This window comes from Xenorhabdus stockiae (assembly GCF_002632825.1).
Classification (GTDB): domain Bacteria; phylum Pseudomonadota; class Gammaproteobacteria; order Enterobacterales; family Enterobacteriaceae; genus Xenorhabdus; species Xenorhabdus stockiae.
Map to the genome: position 1 here is coordinate 1 of NZ_NJAJ01000051.1, position 19,291 is coordinate 19,291.

Consider the following 19,291-nt stretch of genomic DNA (forward strand, 5'->3'; position numbering starts at 1 on the left):
GCACGGCTTTGATACGGTCACGGACGCGCCCATCACGAGTCGTATCGTGCATCAATTCAAGCGCTTCTTTTTGGGCATCTGTCAGGGTAATTTTCATGGGCGCGATTTTGATCTGATAGGAATGAAAAATCAAGCATCTTCAATGACGATGGGTATATCACAGTTAAAATCAACTAAAAATTCAGATGGTAATATAATCCTAAAAATTGATTTAGGCAGGGATGGATCAACTCCGTTTCCTATCGATTTATCTAATGTAAGCCCTTTCAATATAACACTTTTTGAGGGATGTAAATCAGAGAAGACTAAGCAGAAATTAATAGCTTTATCAGAGTATAAGATAGAAAACATCACCGACCTTATGATCAAGAAGGACCAACTAAATCTAGTAAAATTATTCAATAAAATCAGACTGTCACGTTTGATAAAAATTCCATTATCCCTTAAAGATATTTCCGATAAACAGGAAATGGAAAAAATGGTTATGGATAAATTTTTCCTGCTCCAAAATTATACGCACCGCTATGGTATTGATGCCGAAAAAGCAACTGTACTATGCAATGGCGTTATTTCTGTTAAAGCTAATAAAAATCAATCCAGTCAATTTGATCGCCTGTTTAACACACCATCATTGGATGATGACACGTTTTCTACCGATAACAAAGAGATTGATTTCACATCAAGTCACACATCGGAACGGTATAAAACTATACTAAAGCGCGCCTTTAATGTAGATGATATCGCCTTTTATCATCTACTGGATGTTGCAATTGGTCATAAAGGAAAATACTTTGTTAATAACCAAGAAAACCTTTCTGCATTGTATCGGACTAAGTTATTGGCAGAAACACACCAATTAAACCTGGTTGAATTAAAACTACTGCTGACAACACTGGGTAAGAATAATGCCTTCTTATCAGGGATGAATAATAACGATCTGGCAAAATTAATTGATAATATTTATACCATCACACAGTGGTTACAGGCCAAGAAATGGAATGTCTATCAGTTATTTTTAATGACAACTGATACCTATGATAAAACCCTGACACCAGAAATTCAGAGTTTACATGATACGGTCTCACATGGTTTACAAAGCTTAGATAATGCTAAGAATCAAACCACTAAGCCTGTTTTATTAGAAAAAATGGCACATTTTATTGCCGCCTCCCTGCAATTGCCCTCGGAGAATGTCGCTCATTCTATTTTATTGTGGGCTGATAAGCTCAAACCCGGAAACGGTCAGATGACAGCGGAAAAATTCTGGAGCTGGCTGAACCCCAAATATCATTCAGAAAATAAAGATTCTGTTGTCACTCAGGAACACGCTGTTCAGTATTGCCACTGTCTGGCACAACTGGCGATGATTTATCGTACCCTTGATTTGGGTGAAACCGCATTCCAGTTGTTTGTGAAATCGCCTGAATATTTTGGTATATCATCCGACACAACACGCACTCCGTTTTCATTGATCACACTCACCCGTTTTTCTGATTGGTTCCATTCGCTGGGCGAGCAGGCTTCTGTCATATTGACCGAGTTTACAAAACAAACGTTGACCGCAGAACAATTAGCTCATGCCATTAATCTGGATATAGAACTGCTGAAACAAGCTAATATTCAGGTAGTTTCCTCTGTTCATACAAAAAAACTTAAGCACACGACAAATCTGGAAGATGCAAAAAGAAACCTCCAGAAGGAGCTGGACGGTAAAGAACAAGAAATTATCCTCACCAATTGGCCGTCAATCGACGCAACGTTGCAATGGGTGAATCTCTCACAAACATTCAATATTCCTCCTCAGCATCTGGCTTCATTGATGGATTTGCATCGGAACCCTGAGTATGCCAATTGGAAAAAAGCAGCCACTTTGCTGAGTGCGGGTCTGGATAGCCAGAAAACCAGCCTCCTGAATGATTACCTTGATAAAGTGCGCAGTACTGCATTAAGCCAGTACTATATCCGTGAAGTTTCTGATTCTGCCCTCCATATCAATACCCGTGAGGATCTCTATCAGCACTTATTAATAGACAATCAGGTTTCTGCTTCCATTAAAACGACCCGTATTGCTGAGGCCATCAGTAGTATTCAGCTCTATATCAACCGTGCCTTGCAAAAAATGGAACTTGACGGATTTAAGGCTGATGTCACCACCCGACAATTTTTCATGGATTGGGATAAATACAATAAACGTTACAGCACCTGGAGCGGTGTTTCCCAGTTAGTTTACTATCCGGAAAACTATATCGATCCAACTATGCGTATCGGGCAGACCCATATGATGGATAATTTACTGCAATCCATCAGCCAGAGTCAGTTAAATACGGATACCGTGGAAGATGCTTTTAAAACCTATCTGACCGAATTTGAAAAAATTGCCAATCTGGAAATTGTCACTGCTTATCATGACCATATCCATAATCATGAAGGACTAACTTACTTTATTGGGCAAAGCAAAACAGAAGTGGGTGCATATTACTGGCGTAGTGTTGATCACAGTAAATTCTCAGAAGGTAAATTTGCTGCCAATGCATGGAGTGAGTGGCATAAAATTGATTGCCCAATCAATCCACACCGTGCTCTTCTCCATCCCGTGATTTATAAATCTCGTCTCTATCTGGTATGGCTGGAACAAAAAGAACAAGCGCAACAAAATGAATTAAAAAACGCAACAAAACATTATTACTATGAGCTTAAATTAGCCTATATCCGTTATGACGGTACCTGGAATGCACCACTGGTATTTACTCTCCCCAAGGAAGCCGTCAATTTACTGACACAAAATAATGACTCTATCAGTTTATATTGTACGCATTGCCCTGATAATAATACCTTACTGACAATGCTGCATAAGACTGAAAAAGAAACTGAAGACTATAAGAATAAGTCCGACATTGTTCATGGATTATGTATTTCTGCTGATATGAGTGCAGAAAAGATGAAGGATTGGAGTCTCTACCATGCCAGCGGTTATACTCACTTTGATACTACTGATGTCAAAAGAGTGAATATCCCTTGCATAAAGAGTCAATACACTTTATCCAGAACTTCAATAGGACACAGCAATTCCAACAGTTGGGGAAAATATGGATTAACTCAGCTCAGCGGGGGAAGTATTTCAAATATTTCACTGACTGGTTCAAAAATGTCTCTTTCCCCCAAAATATGTATTGCTTATCGTGGAAAAACAACGGCATTAAAGAAACAGTGCGACCTGATGATAAAGCATGGCAAGGTTGGCGATAAATTCACAATCTATACCAATATCAATCAGGGCACACCTCATATTTATCCTGTGTATCAGCATAATGGAAACAATGCGAATCGCTTACTGTTCTCAATAGCAGGCAACAAAAAGAACGGTGAACATTATGCATCCGTCTATCTTCATGGTGGTTCAAAAAAGGATAGTGGGAAATTCAGCGATCATGAAGGGTTTATAGATAATAAAAATAACAGTGGAGATATATTCAATAAGGATTTCTCCATCATGCTTACTCAACAACAGAGCACTTATTATAGCAATGTTGATTCTCATGAATTACAAGCTTTTCCTTTCCCTAGTGATTCTTATTGGCCCCAGTCTTGGGAAAGAAGGCGTGACCCTTTCGATTGGCCTTGGTCTGATTTCCGTGAGCGGGATCGTATCACCTATTCGCAGACTTATGTCAAAAACGCCGTCACAATAAATACTGGTATCGATGTTGATAATGTAAAAATCACCATAAAATCAGGTGGTAATGACATAACGAGTTTTACTGGCAAGGAACATATCAAAGATCAGAAGCCAGAAAATTTAAAGAATATCGTTTATTCATTTTCTCCTGCTGAGATTGATGTTTCTAAACTGAATTTCACAGGTAATAAAGCAAATATTGAAATTACTTTTAGCGCAGTAGCAAAAGATAATCGTAATTTAGGCTCTGAAACCTTTAATATGACTGTCTACCAGAAAACTGAATTAAAGGATAACTCTCCTATTTTGCTACACCATAACTCAAATGGTGTGCAATATATGGAATGGGATAAAAAGCCAATTCGTCTGAATACATTATTTACCCATCAGTTAATCAAATTAGCGGGTAATGGTATCGATACCATTCTGAATATAGAAACTCAGAAAATTCACGAGCCGGGAATGGCAGATTCAGTAGAAACTGAGATGGATTTCAGTGGGGCAAATGCGCTCTATTTCTGGGAATTGTTCTATTACACCCCGATGATGGTGGCACAGCGCCTGTTGCAAGAACAAAACTTTGACGAAGCCAACCGCTGGCTGAAATATGTCTTTAGCCCATCCGGTTATACCGTGCAGGGTCATCATAAAGATTATCACTGGAATGTTCGCCCGTTATTGGAACAAACCAGCTGGAACAGCCATCCACTGGATTCTGTCGATCCTGATGCCGTTGCCCAGCATGATCCAACACACTATAAAGTTGCGACCTTTATGCGTACGCTAGATTTGTTGCTGGCTCGTGGTGATCACGCTTACCGCCAACTTGAGCGTGATACATTGAATGAAGCCAAAATGTGGTATACGCAAGCCTTACATTTGTTGGGAGATATGCCGTCTCTGCCGATGGATTCTGTTTGGTCTGAACCCACACTGGAAAGTGCTTCCAGCCAAACAACACAGCGTGCCCATACATTGGCACTGGCGGCGGCTCAACATGAAGAAATACCACCAGCAGAAGTGTCTGAACCACTGTATACCGCAAACAGCCTCACCAAACTGTTCCTGCCACAAATCAACGAGGTCATGCTTGATTACTGGAAAAAACTGAAGCAACGCCTGTATAACCTACGCCATAACCTGTCGATTGATGGTCAGCCGCTTTATCTGCCGATTTATGCCAAATCTGCTGATCCTAAAGCACTGCTCAGTGCTGCGGTGAGCAGTTCACAGGGTGGCAATGAAATGCCAAAAGCTTTTATGCCGCTATGGCGTTTCCCGCACATGTTGGAAAATGCCCGTGGTATGGTTAGCCACCTGATCCAGTTTGGTTCGACCCTACAATCCATTATTGAGCGTCAGGATGCGGAGGCTCTCAATGCTCTGCTGCATAATCAGGCCAAAGAGTTAATGCTGACGACCCTGAAAATACAGGATAAAGCCATTGAAGAACTGGCTAAAGAAAAAACCGTTCTGGAGCAATCCAAAGCAGGTGCTCAAACCCGCTATGACCATTATCACGGCTTATATGAAGAAGATGTTAATGCCGGTGAAAAATCAGCCATGGAGATGAGAGCAACGTCTCAGGGCATCTCTTTGGGAACAAAAGGTTTATATATGGCAGGCGCAGCTCTGGAAATGGTGCCCAATATCTACGGAATGGCTGTCGGTGGCTCTCGTTATGGTGCAATCACTAATGCGATCGCGATTGGTAGCGAAGTGATTGCAGGTAGTCTACAAATTGCTGCGGATACAGTGGCACAATCTGAAGCATGGCGTCGCCGTCGCCAAGAGTGGGAAATTCAGTATAAAAATGCTGATACAGAATTGAAGCAAATCGATGCTCAGTTAGCCGCTCTGTTAGTTCGTACTGAATCTGCTGAATTGCAAAAACAAAACCTGATCACTCAACAGGAACAGACTGAAGCACAATTAAGTTTCATGCAGACCAAATTCAGTAATCAGGCACTTTATCACTGGTTACGCGGACGTTTGGCAGCAATTTACTTCCAATTCTACGATTTGACTGTTTCCCGTTGTTTGATGGCAGAACAGGCATATCGTTGGGAAACCAATAAACCCGAAGCAAGTTTTATCAAGCCGGGTGCATGGCAAGGGACTTACGCAGGTTTGCTGGCCGGAGAAACCCTGATGCTTAATTTGGCTCAAATGGAAGACAGCCATTTGCGATATGAACAAAGAGCGTTAGAAGTAGAACGTACCGTGTCTATGGCAAATGTTTATAATAACCTATCTGAAAATAATAAATTCAATCTGTCAGATAAAGTTTCAGAGCTATTGCGGGATGGCAAAGGCAACTATGGTCAAAATGGTAATACCTTGAAGCTAGAGAATGCTAATTCACTGACATCACTACAAGCCTCTATTTCTTTGGCCGACCTGAAAATCAGTGACGATTACCCTCAATTCAAAAACAGAACCCGCCGTATCAAACAGATCAGCGTGACATTGCCTGCATTGCTTGGCCCATATCAGGATATTCAGGCTATCTTGTCCTATGGTGGCAGCCATTCCAATCTGGCAAAAGGTTGTGAATCACTGGCCATTTCTCGTGGCTTAAATGATAGCGGCCAATTCCAACTGGATTTCAATGATGGCAAATTCCTGCCATTTGAAGGTATTCCTGTTGATGATAAAGGAACGCTCACTTTGAGTTTCCCAAATGCCACGGGCAAACAGAAGGCAATATTACAAAGCCTGAACGACATTATTTTGCATATCCGTTACACCATTAATCAATAAACCACTGAGATAGAGTTAACACCGATCCTGCAATTTCCGCAGGATCGGCAAGGAACCGTATATGAAAAAATCATCAACATTTAACGTTACCGAATTATCTCTGCCTAAAGGTGGTGGCAATATAACGGGTATGGGTGAAGCGATGACACCAGCCGGCCCTGATGGTATGGCAAATATTTCCCTGCCCTTACCTATTTCAGCGGGACGAGGTTACGCACCTTCATTGAGTCTGAATTACAGTAGCGGTAATGGTAACGGCCCATTCGGATTAGGATGGAACTGTGCAGTCATGTCCATTCGTCGACGCACCAGCCAAGGCGTTCCACATTATAACAATACCGATACTTTTCTGGGGCCAGACGGTGAAGTATTGGTTGCTACATTAAATGAAGAACAACAACCGGATATTCGCTCTGCTTCTTCGCTGCAAGGAGTTAAATTAGGGGATACTTACACGGTTACAGGCTATTGCTCCCGACAGGAACAGCAATTTAATCGCTTCGAATATTGGCAACCACAAACCAAACCGCAACAAGATGACTTTTGGCTTATCTATTGTGCTGACGGACAAAAACATTTGCTGGGTAAAAATACCGGAGCAAGAATTTCCAACCATCAACAAAATCATCAAACCGCGCAGTGGTTACTTGAATCTTCCGTTTCAACCCACGGTGAGCAAATTTATTACGAGTATCGTTGTGAAGACGATATGACATGTAATGCCACAGAGCTTAAATTACATCCAAAATCGAGTGCCCAGCGTTATCTGGCCGCAGTACATTACGGTAATATTAAGGCCAGTGGTGAATTATTAGGATTGGATCGCGATAAAAAAATATCAACTGATGATTGGTTGTTTCATTTGGTCTTTGATTACGGAGAGCGTTCTTCTCATCTAAAGGATAAACCTGTTTTTGTCTCACCAAAAAATTGGCTATGCCGTAAAGATTGCTTCTCACGTTATGAATATGGCTTTGAAATACGTACTAGGCGTTTATGCCGCCAAATTCTGATGTATCACGACATTGAGCAACTGGACTCTTCTGCCAAAAATAACAGCATAGATAAGATAGCACTTGTTGCACGTTTAGTACTGAAATATGACGAAAAACAGGTTGCCAGCACATTAACGATGATCCAACGTGTCAGTCATGAAATCGAGAAAGATAAATCTGATGTTTTTCAATCCCTGCCACCACTGGAATTAGGCTATCAGCCTTTTGAGCTTAAACAGCCAACACAATGGCAACCGATGGAAATGCCAGCCAGTTTTTATCCTCATCAACATTGGCAATTTGTCGATCTTATGGGTGAAGGTATTCCGGGGCTTTTATATCAGGAACACGGAGCTTGGTGGTATCGGGCGCCACAGCGATCCTCTGATAAAAACCAACCTGATGCTGTCGTTTGGGGGGACATTCAGCCCCTGCCTGCCATTCCTTCCCTGCAAGAAAATGCCAGTCTGTTTGATATCAATGGTGACGGACAACTGGACTGGGTGATTACCGGCTCTGGGCTACAGGGCTATTATAGCCAGTGCCCTGAAGGGAACTGGACAAATTTCACGCCGATCCATGCTCTGCCGGTAGAATATTTCCATCCTCGTGCCCAGTTGGCAGACATCATCGGTACCGGATTATCAGACCTTGTAATGATTGGTCCGAAAAGCGTTCGTTTATACGCCAATCAACGTGAAGGATTTAATTCCGGGCAAACCGTGATCCAATCAGAGGGAATTACATTACCAATACCGGGAATGGATGCCCGTCAATTAGTCGCATTCAGTGATATGCTCGGTTCTGGACAGGCGCATCTGGTGAAAATCAATGCAAATGGTGTTACCTGCTGGCCAAACTTGGGGCAAGGCCATTTCGGGCAACCGATCACTCTATCGGGGTTTAATCTTCCAGAAAATAATTTTAACCCCGATCACGTTTATCTGGCTGATATCGATGGCAGTGGCACAACAGATTTAATTTATGCCTGTACTGATCATTTGAAAATTTTTATCAACCAAAGCGGAAATCATTTTGCAAAACCGAAGATCTTGCCACTTCCCGAAAATATGCGCTTTGATAACATCAGTCAGCTACAAGTCGCCGATATTCAGGGACTGGGTGTTGCCAGCCTGATATTGAGTCAGGCTTATGGTGGGCAACAGAACAATACGCGGCACTGGCGTTATGATTTCGTCAGACAAAAGCCATGGCTGCTGAATGAGATGAACAATAATATGGGGGCTCATCATACCCTGCATTACCGCAGTTCTGCCCAGTTCTGGCTGGACGAAAAAGCAGCTTTAATCATTGCAGGCAAAAAAGCTGTTTGTCATTTGCCTTTCCCGATACATACGTTATGGCAAACCGAAATTACCGATGAAATTTCCGGGAATAAACTCATTAATGAAGTCAGGTACAAATATGGTGTCTGGGATGGTCGTGAACGCGAATTTCGTGGTTTTGGCTATGTTGAACAACGTGATACGAACAAATGCGCTCAAAGCAGTGTATCTGAACAGGTGAAAGATAGTGCATCAAAACGCGCATTTCCTGCATTGAACAAAAGTTGGTACGCCACAGGGTTACCTGCTGTCGATGATAATTTATCAGATCAATTCTGGCAGGAAGATAAAAAAGCATTTAATTTATTTCACCCGCGTTTTACCGTTTGGGAAAAAAATGATGATCTTGATATTCTTGTCACTCAGCAAAATGACAGTTATTGGCTCAATCGTGCCTTAAAAGGCCAATTATTACGCAGTGAGCTGTATGGATTGGATGAAAGCCGACAAGAATCTATTCCCTACACGGTCAACGAATACCGTTCTCAAGTCCGCCGAATTCACGCAGCTGATAATAAATTTATTTATCAGACCTCCGTATTAGAAAGCCGCCAATATCACTACGAGCGCATCAGCAGTGATCCTCAATGCCACCAGAGTATTACCCTGAAAACGGATAAATATGGTTATCCATTAAAGCAAATCAGCATTCAATATCCACGCAGGCCGCTTTCTGACATAAAACAGGATTACGCCAAAATATTATCATTGCCCGCCAATTTGCTAGAAGACAGCGATGATAAACAACAAAAAGTATTGAGACTGAATCAACAATTATTCAATTGGCACCATTTGGTTAATACTGAAACTCGAGTATTGGGATTACCCCATGAGACACGTCAGGATGCTTTTGTTTATAACGAGAATGAAACTCCAACCCATGGATTTACCTTGGAAAAGGTAAGTGATCTCCTGAAATCAAAGAATCCTTCGTGGGAATACCTAGGCCAACAACGAACCTTCTATACTGAGGGCTGCGGTGAAAAACCGATATCGGAACCTACACCTCAGGCATTAGTTGCTTTTACTGAAACCGCAATATTTACCGAATCGCAACTATCATCCGTTTTCGATAGTAAAATGCCAGAACAAGAACGTAATGATATTTTAAAAAAAGGAGGATACCAGAAAGGAACTCTCGTCCTCTTTGATACGGAGGAAAAAGATAAGAAAACCTCCCCTAAAATATGGGTGTCTCGTCAAGGCTACACCAGCTATGGTAGCTCTAAAGAATTCTGGCGCCCAATGACACAACGAGATTCACTGTTAACAGGTCAATACCAGCTAACATGGGCATCTCATCACTGTGTAGTCACAGAAACCAAAGATGCGGCAGGATTCACCACCAAAGTAAAAGAATATGACTGGCGTTTTTTATTGCCCGTTCATCTTATTGATATTAATGATAACCATCATTTTATCACGCTGGATACACTTGGACGTTTAACAACCCAGCGTTTCTGGGGGACTGAAGACGGTAAAACCGCGGGTTATTCCGAACCTCAAAATGTACCTTTCCCAACAGCAGAGCAACTCGCATCCGATTGTGATGCCACTATCAAAAAATTAGTGACACAAGGTAAACCTTTACCTGTCGCTCACTACCAGCTTTATTATCCTTCAAGCTGGATGTTCTCGGAAAAAAATAAAGACGTTGATTCGTTGTTCAATTCTTCTGATTGGAAGGCTTTGGATCAACAAAAAATTTTAACTGATGATGGTTATATCCGTATCCTCGCTTTACTCCACTGGATTAAGAAGCAACCAAATCATACCCTGCTGAAAGAACAGTTAGCACAACTTTCCCGTTTACCCCCACACAGCCTAACATTGACTACTGATCGTTATGATTCTGATGCCGAACAGCAAATTCGCCAGCAGGTGGCATTCAGTGATGGCTTCGGACGTGTATTGCAATCCTCAATTCGTCATGAAGCGGGTGAAGCCTGGCAGCGCCATCATGATGGTAAACTTATTTCTGAGCCTCAGCCAACGGCAAACCGCTGGGCAGTGACCGGACGAACTGAATATGATAACAAAGGGCAGGTTATACGTACTTATCAGCCTTATTATCTGAACGACTGGCGTTATGTCGCTGATGACAGTTCCCGCAAAAACGCTTATGCCGATACTCATTATTATGATCCGGTTGGACGGGAAATATCGGTGAAAACTGCTAAAGATGGGTTGCGTCGAGTACAGTATTATCCGTGGTTTACGGTCAGCGAAGATGAAAATGACACAGCAGACGAAATAACAACAAAAGCGGTTAAGTGACTTCTCTCTTATTTCCCCTGTCTGGCAGGCAGGGGAGCCAATTTAACCCCATTGATTGTTCAGAATAATTTGCCTAATTCTCCCAAAATATGAGTCTCCATCCGCCATATTTCAACTAATACTACACTCGTCATCATTCTGTAATCAGCGGGGAATCACGATGATGGTAATGACATTGTTATGTTCGTCGCCCATTCATGAATATATTCACGATGATATAGCTTCCATTTAGAAAAAATGTGGATACTGCTTATCAGAACATTGTATATACCTTATGAATTTCGGGAGTTAATCAAAACTACGGCCTGAGAAACGACGGGTATGACGTTATGAGGTTTCTGATAATGACGAGCAATCCGTGGCACAACTATTACATTGATAATAAATACGTTGATAATAAAAGCTCCGATTCAAGGTGTACGGACTCCAGAGGTGCTGTATCTGCGATTGAGTCTCACCTCAGTTCTCCGGAACATCTGCTTTTTTCGTCCCGTGATCTTGATGAAACAAGATCAATGGTCGGGCGGGTGATGAAGCCCCATCAGCTTAATATACTGGGTAGCAGCCGAAGACTGAATGCCAGAATGTACTACATACCCTTTGGGGATTTTTCCATCAGCCGCCTGCATTATGGCGCAAATGTTGAAATTACACCGGGTGCGCTGGATTCCTTTTTTCTTATCCAAATGCCGTTATCAGGCTGCGCCTCAATTGAAAGTGGCGGCCAGTATATTGACTCAACCCCGAATCTGGCCTCGGTTCTCAGCCCGGATCAACATACTGCCATGCGCTGGAATGCTGATAACGATCAATTTATGGTGAGAATTTCCCGCTCATTACTGGAACGAACTCTTGTCGGGCAATTGGGGCATCCTCTGGATCAGCCATTGATATTTGAATTGGGATTCGAATGGCAACGATGCCAGACATGGCGCTGTCTGATGCTCTATCTGCTTGAATGTACAGTTCAGGTGCCAGATATCCTGCAATATAAGCTCATTACTAGTCAGATTGAACAACTACTTTCTGTCACCCTGCTTTCCGCACATCAACATAATTACAGTGGTGATCCCGCTAACCACAGAGGTTCTATCCGGCCACGGCATGTGCGGCGGGTACAGGAATATTTGCAGGCTCACGCCCACGAGCCCATTACCGCTGAACAACTGGCTCAGGTCGCGGGAGTTAGTCTACGCAGCCTTTATTCCGGTTTCAGGGAATTTTTGGATATCAGCCCGATGCAATATTTACGCAATCTGCGCCTGGAACAGGTCCGCACAGAATTACTTGCGGGAGAAGCAAGCAATGTTACGGGAGTTGCCCTGCGTTGGGGCTTTGCACATATGGGGCGTTTTAGTGCTGAATATAAAGCACGTTATGGAGAGACACCGAGTGAAAGTTTGCGCCGCGGATAAATACTGATAGCGGCCCAGAATGTGATGACTCCAGGCCATAAATTAAAGGTTACATAATTCGATATTTACTGCGGATATCCCTGATTTGAGATTTAAGTTGTCCACAGCCACCCAGAATTTCCGTACCATCGCTTTTATCTGATATGCAGCGGAAACCAGCTTCAGTAAGTGCTTTTGCAAAAGCCGGCATTTCTTCAGACGGATTCAGTATAATCCCATCTATGCTGCTGACTTCGTTCAGGTATTTCAGCTTAATAATAAAGGTGTCTTTATCCACCAAGTCTTTTAACCGGGCCAAATCTTCCTGCGAGTCGTTTATTCCCTCCAACATCAGGTAATTAACGATGACAGGAACGCCGGTGTTTTGATGGTAGGCTGCAAAATATTCAAGCAGATCTTTAGTGCTGAATTTTGCTTTTGACGGGATCAACATATCACGTTGTTCATCCGTGGTTGCGTGGAGAGAAATGGAAATAGTATCCAGAGGAAGGTCATAAAGTTTATCTGCGGTATGGCGAATACCCACCGAAGTCAGTGTAACCCGATTAGCCAGTGATTGGCTTTTAAATTCAGTAACTGCTCCGCTGATCTCTTTTAGATTCAGCATCGGCTCACCCATACCAGCAAACAGAATCGTATTGAGTTCCTGATTATCTCCCAGTGATCCGGAATTTAATAAATGTTCTCGACATAATAAAACCTGTTGCACTATTTGTTCTGTCGTCATATTCCCCAATGGTTTCTGCCTGCCTGTTTCGCAGAACACACAGCCAACGGCACAACCATATTGGCTGGAAATACAAAGATAAGGCAAATGTTGTTCGGTATGCTTGAAGAAAGTGGATTCAACACTTTTTCTTAAGTCTGAATCACTTGCCGACAGTAAATATTTTTTAGAGCCGTTGTCTGACTCCACCACTTCACTAATTATCATCTTCATACCTTCTCAATCTTTTCAACACGGTAGCGCATGTCAGAGACCCTGCATATTTTCGTATTGGATAAAGTCAGATCAGATTGCATGACATCCTGATGTCTTAACCGGATCAATGAATAATTTTTTGAATTTCGTTCAGTTAAAGTGTGGGAAAATAACAAACATGACTACCCAATCGTTTTTCGGGATCATCGTTGTCGCGGGAAAAATAGGTTGTTTTGGCTACTGTGTTTTGTAAAGGCCACTGTTTTTTAAAGGTCACGCAAGAATCTTGGCATTGATTCTGTGGGCTAGTGATACCAGGACGTACTAACTCAGAAATTCTGGCCTCAGCTACTACCTGAACTGGACGAAGGGATACAACGCATTAATCACAATCAGTATTTCTGTTTTAGCACAACCGAATGCAGCATAATATCATTCAGGGTTTTTCGGAAGGATTTTATGACAAAAATTCCATTTTATATCGATAGATAATTCCATTAATCTGATTATTAAAGGCTTTTACTTCTAAACCACGCTTGTAACGTTAATTTCACTCGAATCTATCGCCCTGCCCTCATCATGAATGGCAGGGATGAGCCGGCAATAGCTGTCAAATTATTCCCTTCTGGGTAAAGGTAACCCGTGTTGCTTCATTCAGATTCATAGCTTTCATAGCTTCCGGTGATACCCAGACAACTTCCTGAAACTCCTCGCAAATAACACTTTATTTTATATGGTTATTTATTTTAAGATACTCTGTAAAGGATAGAACGCAAGTACCAACATACTTTTTTTAGATTAATTATGCTAAGAATAAATTTTTTTAAGTTTTTTATTGGAAGTGAAATTTATTTTTATTAAATTATCTGATAATGATATATTTTTTTGAAAATTTAAATACTTTACGATGTTAAGCTTCTTGATTATTGTATTTTATTCTGATTGAAAATTTAACTGATGATTTTCTTCAGGCTGTCTGTTAGTGTATTTACACATTAATACAATATTGGTTACATTAGTTTTACATGATGTACTGGGAATTTTTCGATTGCTGAAATAAACGGAGAACTGCATGATAACGCTAAGGAATTGTTACAAAGAAGAAATTATTTTATATTGCGATATTTTCATTGAAGAATATAGCAATGACTTAATAAAAAACCATCAACTAAATCGGAAGCAAGCTTATAATAAAGCTGATAACATTATTAAATCATCATTTCCTGATTATCAACCTGAGAAAAACAATTCATTATACATTATTAATAAAAGCTTTTCAGAAAAATCACGCAATATAGGGTATATTTGGATTTTAGAAACACCAGAAGAGAAATCCATATTTATTATGGACTTTTACATATTACAGAAATATAGAAATAAAAAGCTTGGTTTTGAATCACTACAGAAATTGATGTCAGAGGTTGAAATATTTGGTATTAAATCGGTCAACCTACGAGTCGAACCTGATAATATAGCTGCAATTCGGTTATATGAAAAAATTGGATTTTATGCTACAGGTATCAATATGTCTCGAAAAACCAACTAAAAGGATTTTAATAATAAATCTCAGAGAAATGAAGATATTAATAGTGAATATATTTCCTAAAGTTAGATGGTTTTATTAATGGTAACAGTGTTTATGTTAAAATGGAGAACATTGATTTGGGAGGGTCTATAAAGATAAAGACAACTAGAGCATTAATACTGATATGCAAGTCTCTGGCAGTATCACGGATACCCGGATTGTTCATCGCAAGATCAGCGACTTGTTCTTTTATTCCGGCTGACAGGCTCGATAAGAATAATCGAGTAGAAAAGTACGGTTACAGCATAAACAACGATAGCGCTGGTGACCACTCTTGCTGATACCGTGTTTTTTAACGTCCTTTGTTTGCGTTTGGTGATAAAACCAACATCTTACTTCCACTGTGGCCATATATATTATTTTGCAAAAATAAGCATAATAGATGAAGAACAACGCCTTGAGTACGTGACTTTTTTTCAAAAACAGCGATGAATCCGACGAGTACAAGCACAGGGGAAATATTTGGTCGTGACATCAATAATTTTACTAATATATGGATACTAAGTTTATATTAAAAATGTTAGTTTTAATTAATATCACCACTTAAATTGTGATTGACATCACGATAAAAAAATTAATAATGTTCTGTAGAATGCTGAGTGTATAATTATCAGAACCTGATAAGTAGAATGGTTTTTAAATTTAATAAAATGCAAAAAATAATTTTATTTCTATAGAAAACAAGAATAGCCTTATACAACCAAGCAAAGGAGATAATAATGAAAGCGGTTATTTTCGATATGGATGGTGTACTGATTAATTCTGAACCACTATGGAAAAAATCTGGCATGCTAGTTTTAAATCATTATGGCGTTCCAGTCACCTATGATGAAATGTTTAATATGACAGGGATACCCGTACCAAGTATGGTAGACAAAGCCTGCCAGCTTTATCATAAAGATAATTTAAATAAATCGGAAATTGTAAAAGAGTTTTTCAATAAAGGGATTGAATCAATTCTTACAGAAAAACCAATTATGGATGGAGTAGTGGAGTGCTTAGAACGATTAGCGCAAAAAAATATTAAGATTGGTATTGCCTCTGCTTCTCCGTTATCCCTCCTGTTAAATATAGTCGAACAATGTGGTATCGCTAAATATTTTGACTATATCTCCTCAGCAGAGGATATGCCATATAATAAGCCTCACCCGATGGTCTATCTCAATGCTGCGGAAAAATTAAATGTTTCACCTAAAGAATGCATAGGAATAGAAGATTCAAAAACCGGTATGATTGCAGTTAAAGCAGCCTCTATGAAGTGCGTAGTGATACCAAATAGTATTGAATACAATCACTCATACTGGGATGTTGCCGACTGGAAAATAAAAAATATGTCTGAATTGAAAAATATAATCTAACTACCCATAACTAAACACAACCATCATTATTTCATGTGTATAGATAGATTCATTTTTTCAAATCATCTTAATATTATCAATATAAACTTTTTCCCATTATATATACCCAATATTTAATAACAACAAATCGGCGTCAGGTAACTATCTGACGCCAATGATAATTTATCTCAATTTTTTGAGTGAACAGCATTAAGGCGGCTCTCCAGCTTATCCAAAGCCTGTGTTGCCAGCCGGATGCTTCCAAGGGTGCAAATGCCCTGAGCTTCCTGCTCTATTTCTTCAGGGGATAAAATACCTGTGCAAAGTGTGTACACAATGCGAGTAATAAAGAGCTGATGTAGCTCGTTCATCGGCATGTCGAGCTGTTTAGGATCAAGCTCAGGAGCCTGTACACTGGATGGTATGTCTTTACGGAGATGCTCAGCCTGAAATACCGATTCAAAACTCGCAGCTGCCCGTATGCGATCACCTAACCACCAATTCGATGCCGGTATTCCCTGCCATTGCAACAAGGTTGAAAGAAATGATGTGGCATCGTATTGCCGTCTTTCTTGCGCTGAGCGGAAAACCGTCGAATTCTCTATCCAGGGCGAAATGAGCACCGTCGGGACTCGCACCCCAAGCAAATTGAAGCCAAAGCCTCTCTCAGTATCATTACGATAAGCATTGTTGGTGTAGGGAGGTGGAACGTGATCATAGATACCACCATGCTCATCGAAAGTGATTATCAGCAGTGTCTGATCGAAGTCGGGTCCCTGACGTAAAGCATTGTAGATGTCCGCCACCATTTTTAAGCCGGGTACCATATCTGAAGGAGGATGACAGGAGTTAGGAACCATGCCTGATGAATTTCCAACCCATGCGGGTTCAATAAAACTGAACGCGGGTAATGTGCCTGCTTTGGCTGATGATATGAATTCGCTGATATCCGTGTTGTAATGGTCAGTTTTCTGATCGACTTCGCCGATATGCCCCTTTAAAAACAGTTGGTTGGTATATTGCAGGTTTCCCCATGTCGCGTGGTAATAAAGTTTCCAGTCCTTAATACCGTGAGCCCATAACACATCCCAGACTGAGGGGCGACGAGGAGATTTAGGCCACGCAATATAGATTTCTCCGGAATCGAAATTCTCCGTTTTGCTGAAAGATGATCCTGTTAGCGAGAAAGCCCGATTCGGGTCCGTAGGGCCAGGCAAAGAGCAGAACCAGGTATCGGAAACCGCATATTGTTTCGCCAACAGACTCAGTGGTTCCAGCATACTAGGATCGTAATAATCCATGACCTCACTGGGCGATTTCCCACTGAAGCTATAGCTCTTGACGAAACCTCTCATTTCTGGAATATGCCCAGCGCCGGGCTTAGTTCCATCAAATAATTGTTGAATAATACCTGAGTATGTATGATCGGGATCACTTCTTGGGTAGTCCACACTGTGTACGGAGAATTTGGTTTGATAGTAGCGGTGACCATTTTTATCCGCATTCCAATTCGTATTACTGGCTCCATCAAAAGGCTTATCAGACCCAATAAATTTCCCGACTTTACCCTCGGTATAAAGATCACCAAACATATGGTCTAAGGAGCGATTTTCCAGCATCAGATAAACAACTTTTTTGATCCGTTGCCGCATCCAGGGAATTGTTCCCGGGCCATCCTCTCCGCCCTGTACTCCTGTTGGCAATTCTAATGGAACAAGGGGTGTTATACCGAACAGTACGGTGTCGGCAGGTAATACATTCTTCCAGACGGTGATCGTTTTTGCAGGTAAACCCGGATGTGCCAGTGTTGGATCAACAGGCCAAAGAGTAATATCGAGGGAATCAGGATCCCAGCCGACAATTCTGTCACCCAGCGTGCAAAGTTTCGTGCTCGGGTCAATTTTCCACTGCATACCGGGAATTTGTGGATTCGGCAGAATATCAGAGGCACTTCCACCGTCAAACATCCACGTCCTGCATTGCCCATCACTTCTGTCCCGGCTGACGACATAACCGGCAACGGGTATTAAATCCGCATTCTTGATTGTTTGCCAGTGCCCGGTAATATTCTGTGGACTATCGGCAGTAAGCATCAATGTATTACTGAATGGATCGAAACGCCGACATTGATAGGCACCGGTATCTGGCTTGTATAACAGCAAATAATTACCTAAAGGAATAATTTCTGTCGAAGGATCCAACTCAGCACTCAGATCTCCTTGTGTTATCAGAGACGGCAAAAAATCCGCCTGAGAGATATCGACTTGCCACAAACGGAACTGGTTGGATGCGATTTCCCTGTCGATAACATAGTTACCAATGGGAATAAGTTGATGCCCTGATTTCACTGTCTGCCAATTGCCTGACTTAACTAAATGAAGCTCAGCAGTATCAGAATTAATAAACTGGTAAAGATTCCAGTCACCGGTTGAGGGTGTCCATTGGACAAGGAATTCATATGTAAGTGACATTGAACTTTCTCTCTATTGTGTGTTAGTCAGGTAATAGCATCTTTTATTTAAGATATTTGATGCTATTTAAAATGATTTTTAATAAACATTTTCATTCAATTTATTGTTTTTATTAAATGTAATTTAAGGTCGTTAGCCAAGGTTATTTTTAATGAAAAATTCATTTGTTTAAATTAAAAGTATAGTTGCAAATATAAAAACACAAAAATAAACAATAAAAAAAAGAGAGATTATTTTATTCAGATTTCTATAAATGAATATATTAAATGCTTACCAATCTATTAAAATAAATAGATTTTTAACACTCAAAGCCAATGCAATAGATGTAAAAAGAAATATATTAATAGTTATACCCATCGTCATTGAAGATGCTTGATTTTTCATTCCTATCAGATCAAAATCGCGCCATGAAAATTACCCTGACAGATGCCCAAAAAGAAGCGCTTGAATTGATGCACGATACGACTCGTGATGGGCGCGTCCGTGACCGTATCAAAGCCGTGC

Annotated in this window: 7 protein-coding genes and 2 pseudogenes; 5 read left to right on the plus strand and 4 right to left on the minus strand. The window is 40.9% G+C overall.

The window, feature by feature from the left end; all coding sequences use genetic code 11:
- Nucleotides 1–484: 484 nt before the first annotated feature.
- From Xsto_RS18280 to Xsto_RS18290, 3 genes are all read left to right on the plus strand, one after another.
- Nucleotides 485–6,439 carry a Tc toxin subunit A-related protein gene (locus Xsto_RS18280; RefSeq protein WP_422646216.1) on the plus strand — a complete coding sequence of 1,985 codons (5,955 nt, stop codon included), beginning with the start codon at nt 485–487 and terminating at the stop codon, nt 6,437–6,439.
- 61 nt (nt 6,440–6,500) lie between these two features.
- Entirely contained in the window at nt 6,501–11,057 is a 4,557-nt protein-coding gene (locus tag Xsto_RS18285; RefSeq protein ID WP_099125972.1) for a SpvB/TcaC N-terminal domain-containing protein, read from the plus strand.
- 344 nt (nt 11,058–11,401) lie between these two features.
- Nucleotides 11,402–12,472 (plus strand): AraC family transcriptional regulator, encoded by a 1,071-nt coding sequence (locus tag Xsto_RS18290; protein WP_099125973.1) that lies wholly within the window; start codon nt 11,402–11,404, stop codon nt 12,470–12,472.
- A 49-nt stretch (nt 12,473–12,521) separates the two neighbouring features.
- Here the strand turns inward: Xsto_RS18290 and Xsto_RS18295 are convergent, their stop codons facing one another.
- Nucleotides 12,522–13,406 carry a radical SAM protein gene (locus Xsto_RS18295; protein WP_169926681.1) on the minus strand — a complete coding sequence of 295 codons (885 nt, stop codon included), beginning with the start codon at nt 13,404–13,406 and terminating at the stop codon, nt 12,522–12,524.
- 598 nt (nt 13,407–14,004) lie between these two features.
- Nucleotides 14,005–14,106 (minus strand): annotated as a pseudogene (locus Xsto_RS22375) (nucleoside triphosphatase NudI); the annotation flags it as partial.
- Nucleotides 14,107–14,466: 360 nt separating this feature from the next.
- Here Xsto_RS22375 and Xsto_RS18305 point away from each other — a divergent pair.
- Nucleotides 14,467–14,940 (plus strand): GNAT family N-acetyltransferase, encoded by a 474-nt coding sequence (locus Xsto_RS18305; protein WP_099125975.1) that lies wholly within the window; start codon nt 14,467–14,469, stop codon nt 14,938–14,940.
- A gap of 142 nt (nt 14,941–15,082) precedes the next feature.
- Here Xsto_RS18305 and Xsto_RS22380 read toward each other — a convergent pair.
- A pseudogene (locus Xsto_RS22380) lies at nt 15,083–15,330 on the minus strand (IS1-like element transposase); the annotation flags it as partial.
- Between the two features lie 368 nt (nt 15,331–15,698).
- Between Xsto_RS22380 and hxpB the strand changes: the two are divergent.
- Nucleotides 15,699–16,337 carry a hexitol phosphatase HxpB gene (gene hxpB / locus Xsto_RS18320; RefSeq protein ID WP_211284349.1) on the plus strand — a complete coding sequence of 213 codons (639 nt, stop codon included), beginning with the start codon at nt 15,699–15,701 and terminating at the stop codon, nt 16,335–16,337.
- 167 nt (nt 16,338–16,504) lie between these two features.
- Here hxpB and Xsto_RS18325 read toward each other — a convergent pair whose 3' ends face one another.
- Entirely contained in the window at nt 16,505–18,787 is a 2,283-nt protein-coding gene (locus Xsto_RS18325) for an alkaline phosphatase family protein (protein ID WP_099125978.1), read from the minus strand.
- Nucleotides 18,788–19,291: the final 504 nt, after the last annotated feature.

What these genes read in the sequence shown, in the direction of transcription:
- Xsto_RS18280 (WP_422646216.1), top strand. Translation starts at nt 485, where the DNA reads ATGGATAAATTTTTCCTGCTCCAAAATTATACGCACCGCTATGGTATT.
- Xsto_RS18285 (WP_099125972.1), top strand. Translation starts at nt 6,501, where the DNA reads ATGAAAAAATCATCAACATTTAACGTTACCGAATTATCTCTGCCTAAA.
- Xsto_RS18290 (WP_099125973.1), top strand. Translation starts at nt 11,402, where the DNA reads ATGACGAGCAATCCGTGGCACAACTATTACATTGATAATAAATACGTT.
- Xsto_RS18295 (WP_169926681.1), bottom strand. Translation starts at nt 13,406, where the DNA reads ATGATAATTAGTGAAGTGGTGGAGTCAGACAACGGCTCTAAAAAATAT.
- Xsto_RS18305 (WP_099125975.1), top strand. Translation starts at nt 14,467, where the DNA reads ATGATAACGCTAAGGAATTGTTACAAAGAAGAAATTATTTTATATTGC.
- hxpB (WP_211284349.1), top strand. Translation starts at nt 15,699, where the DNA reads ATGAAAGCGGTTATTTTCGATATGGATGGTGTACTGATTAATTCTGAA.
- Xsto_RS18325 (WP_099125978.1), bottom strand. Translation starts at nt 18,787, where the DNA reads ATGTCACTTACATATGAATTCCTTGTCCAATGGACACCCTCAACCGGT.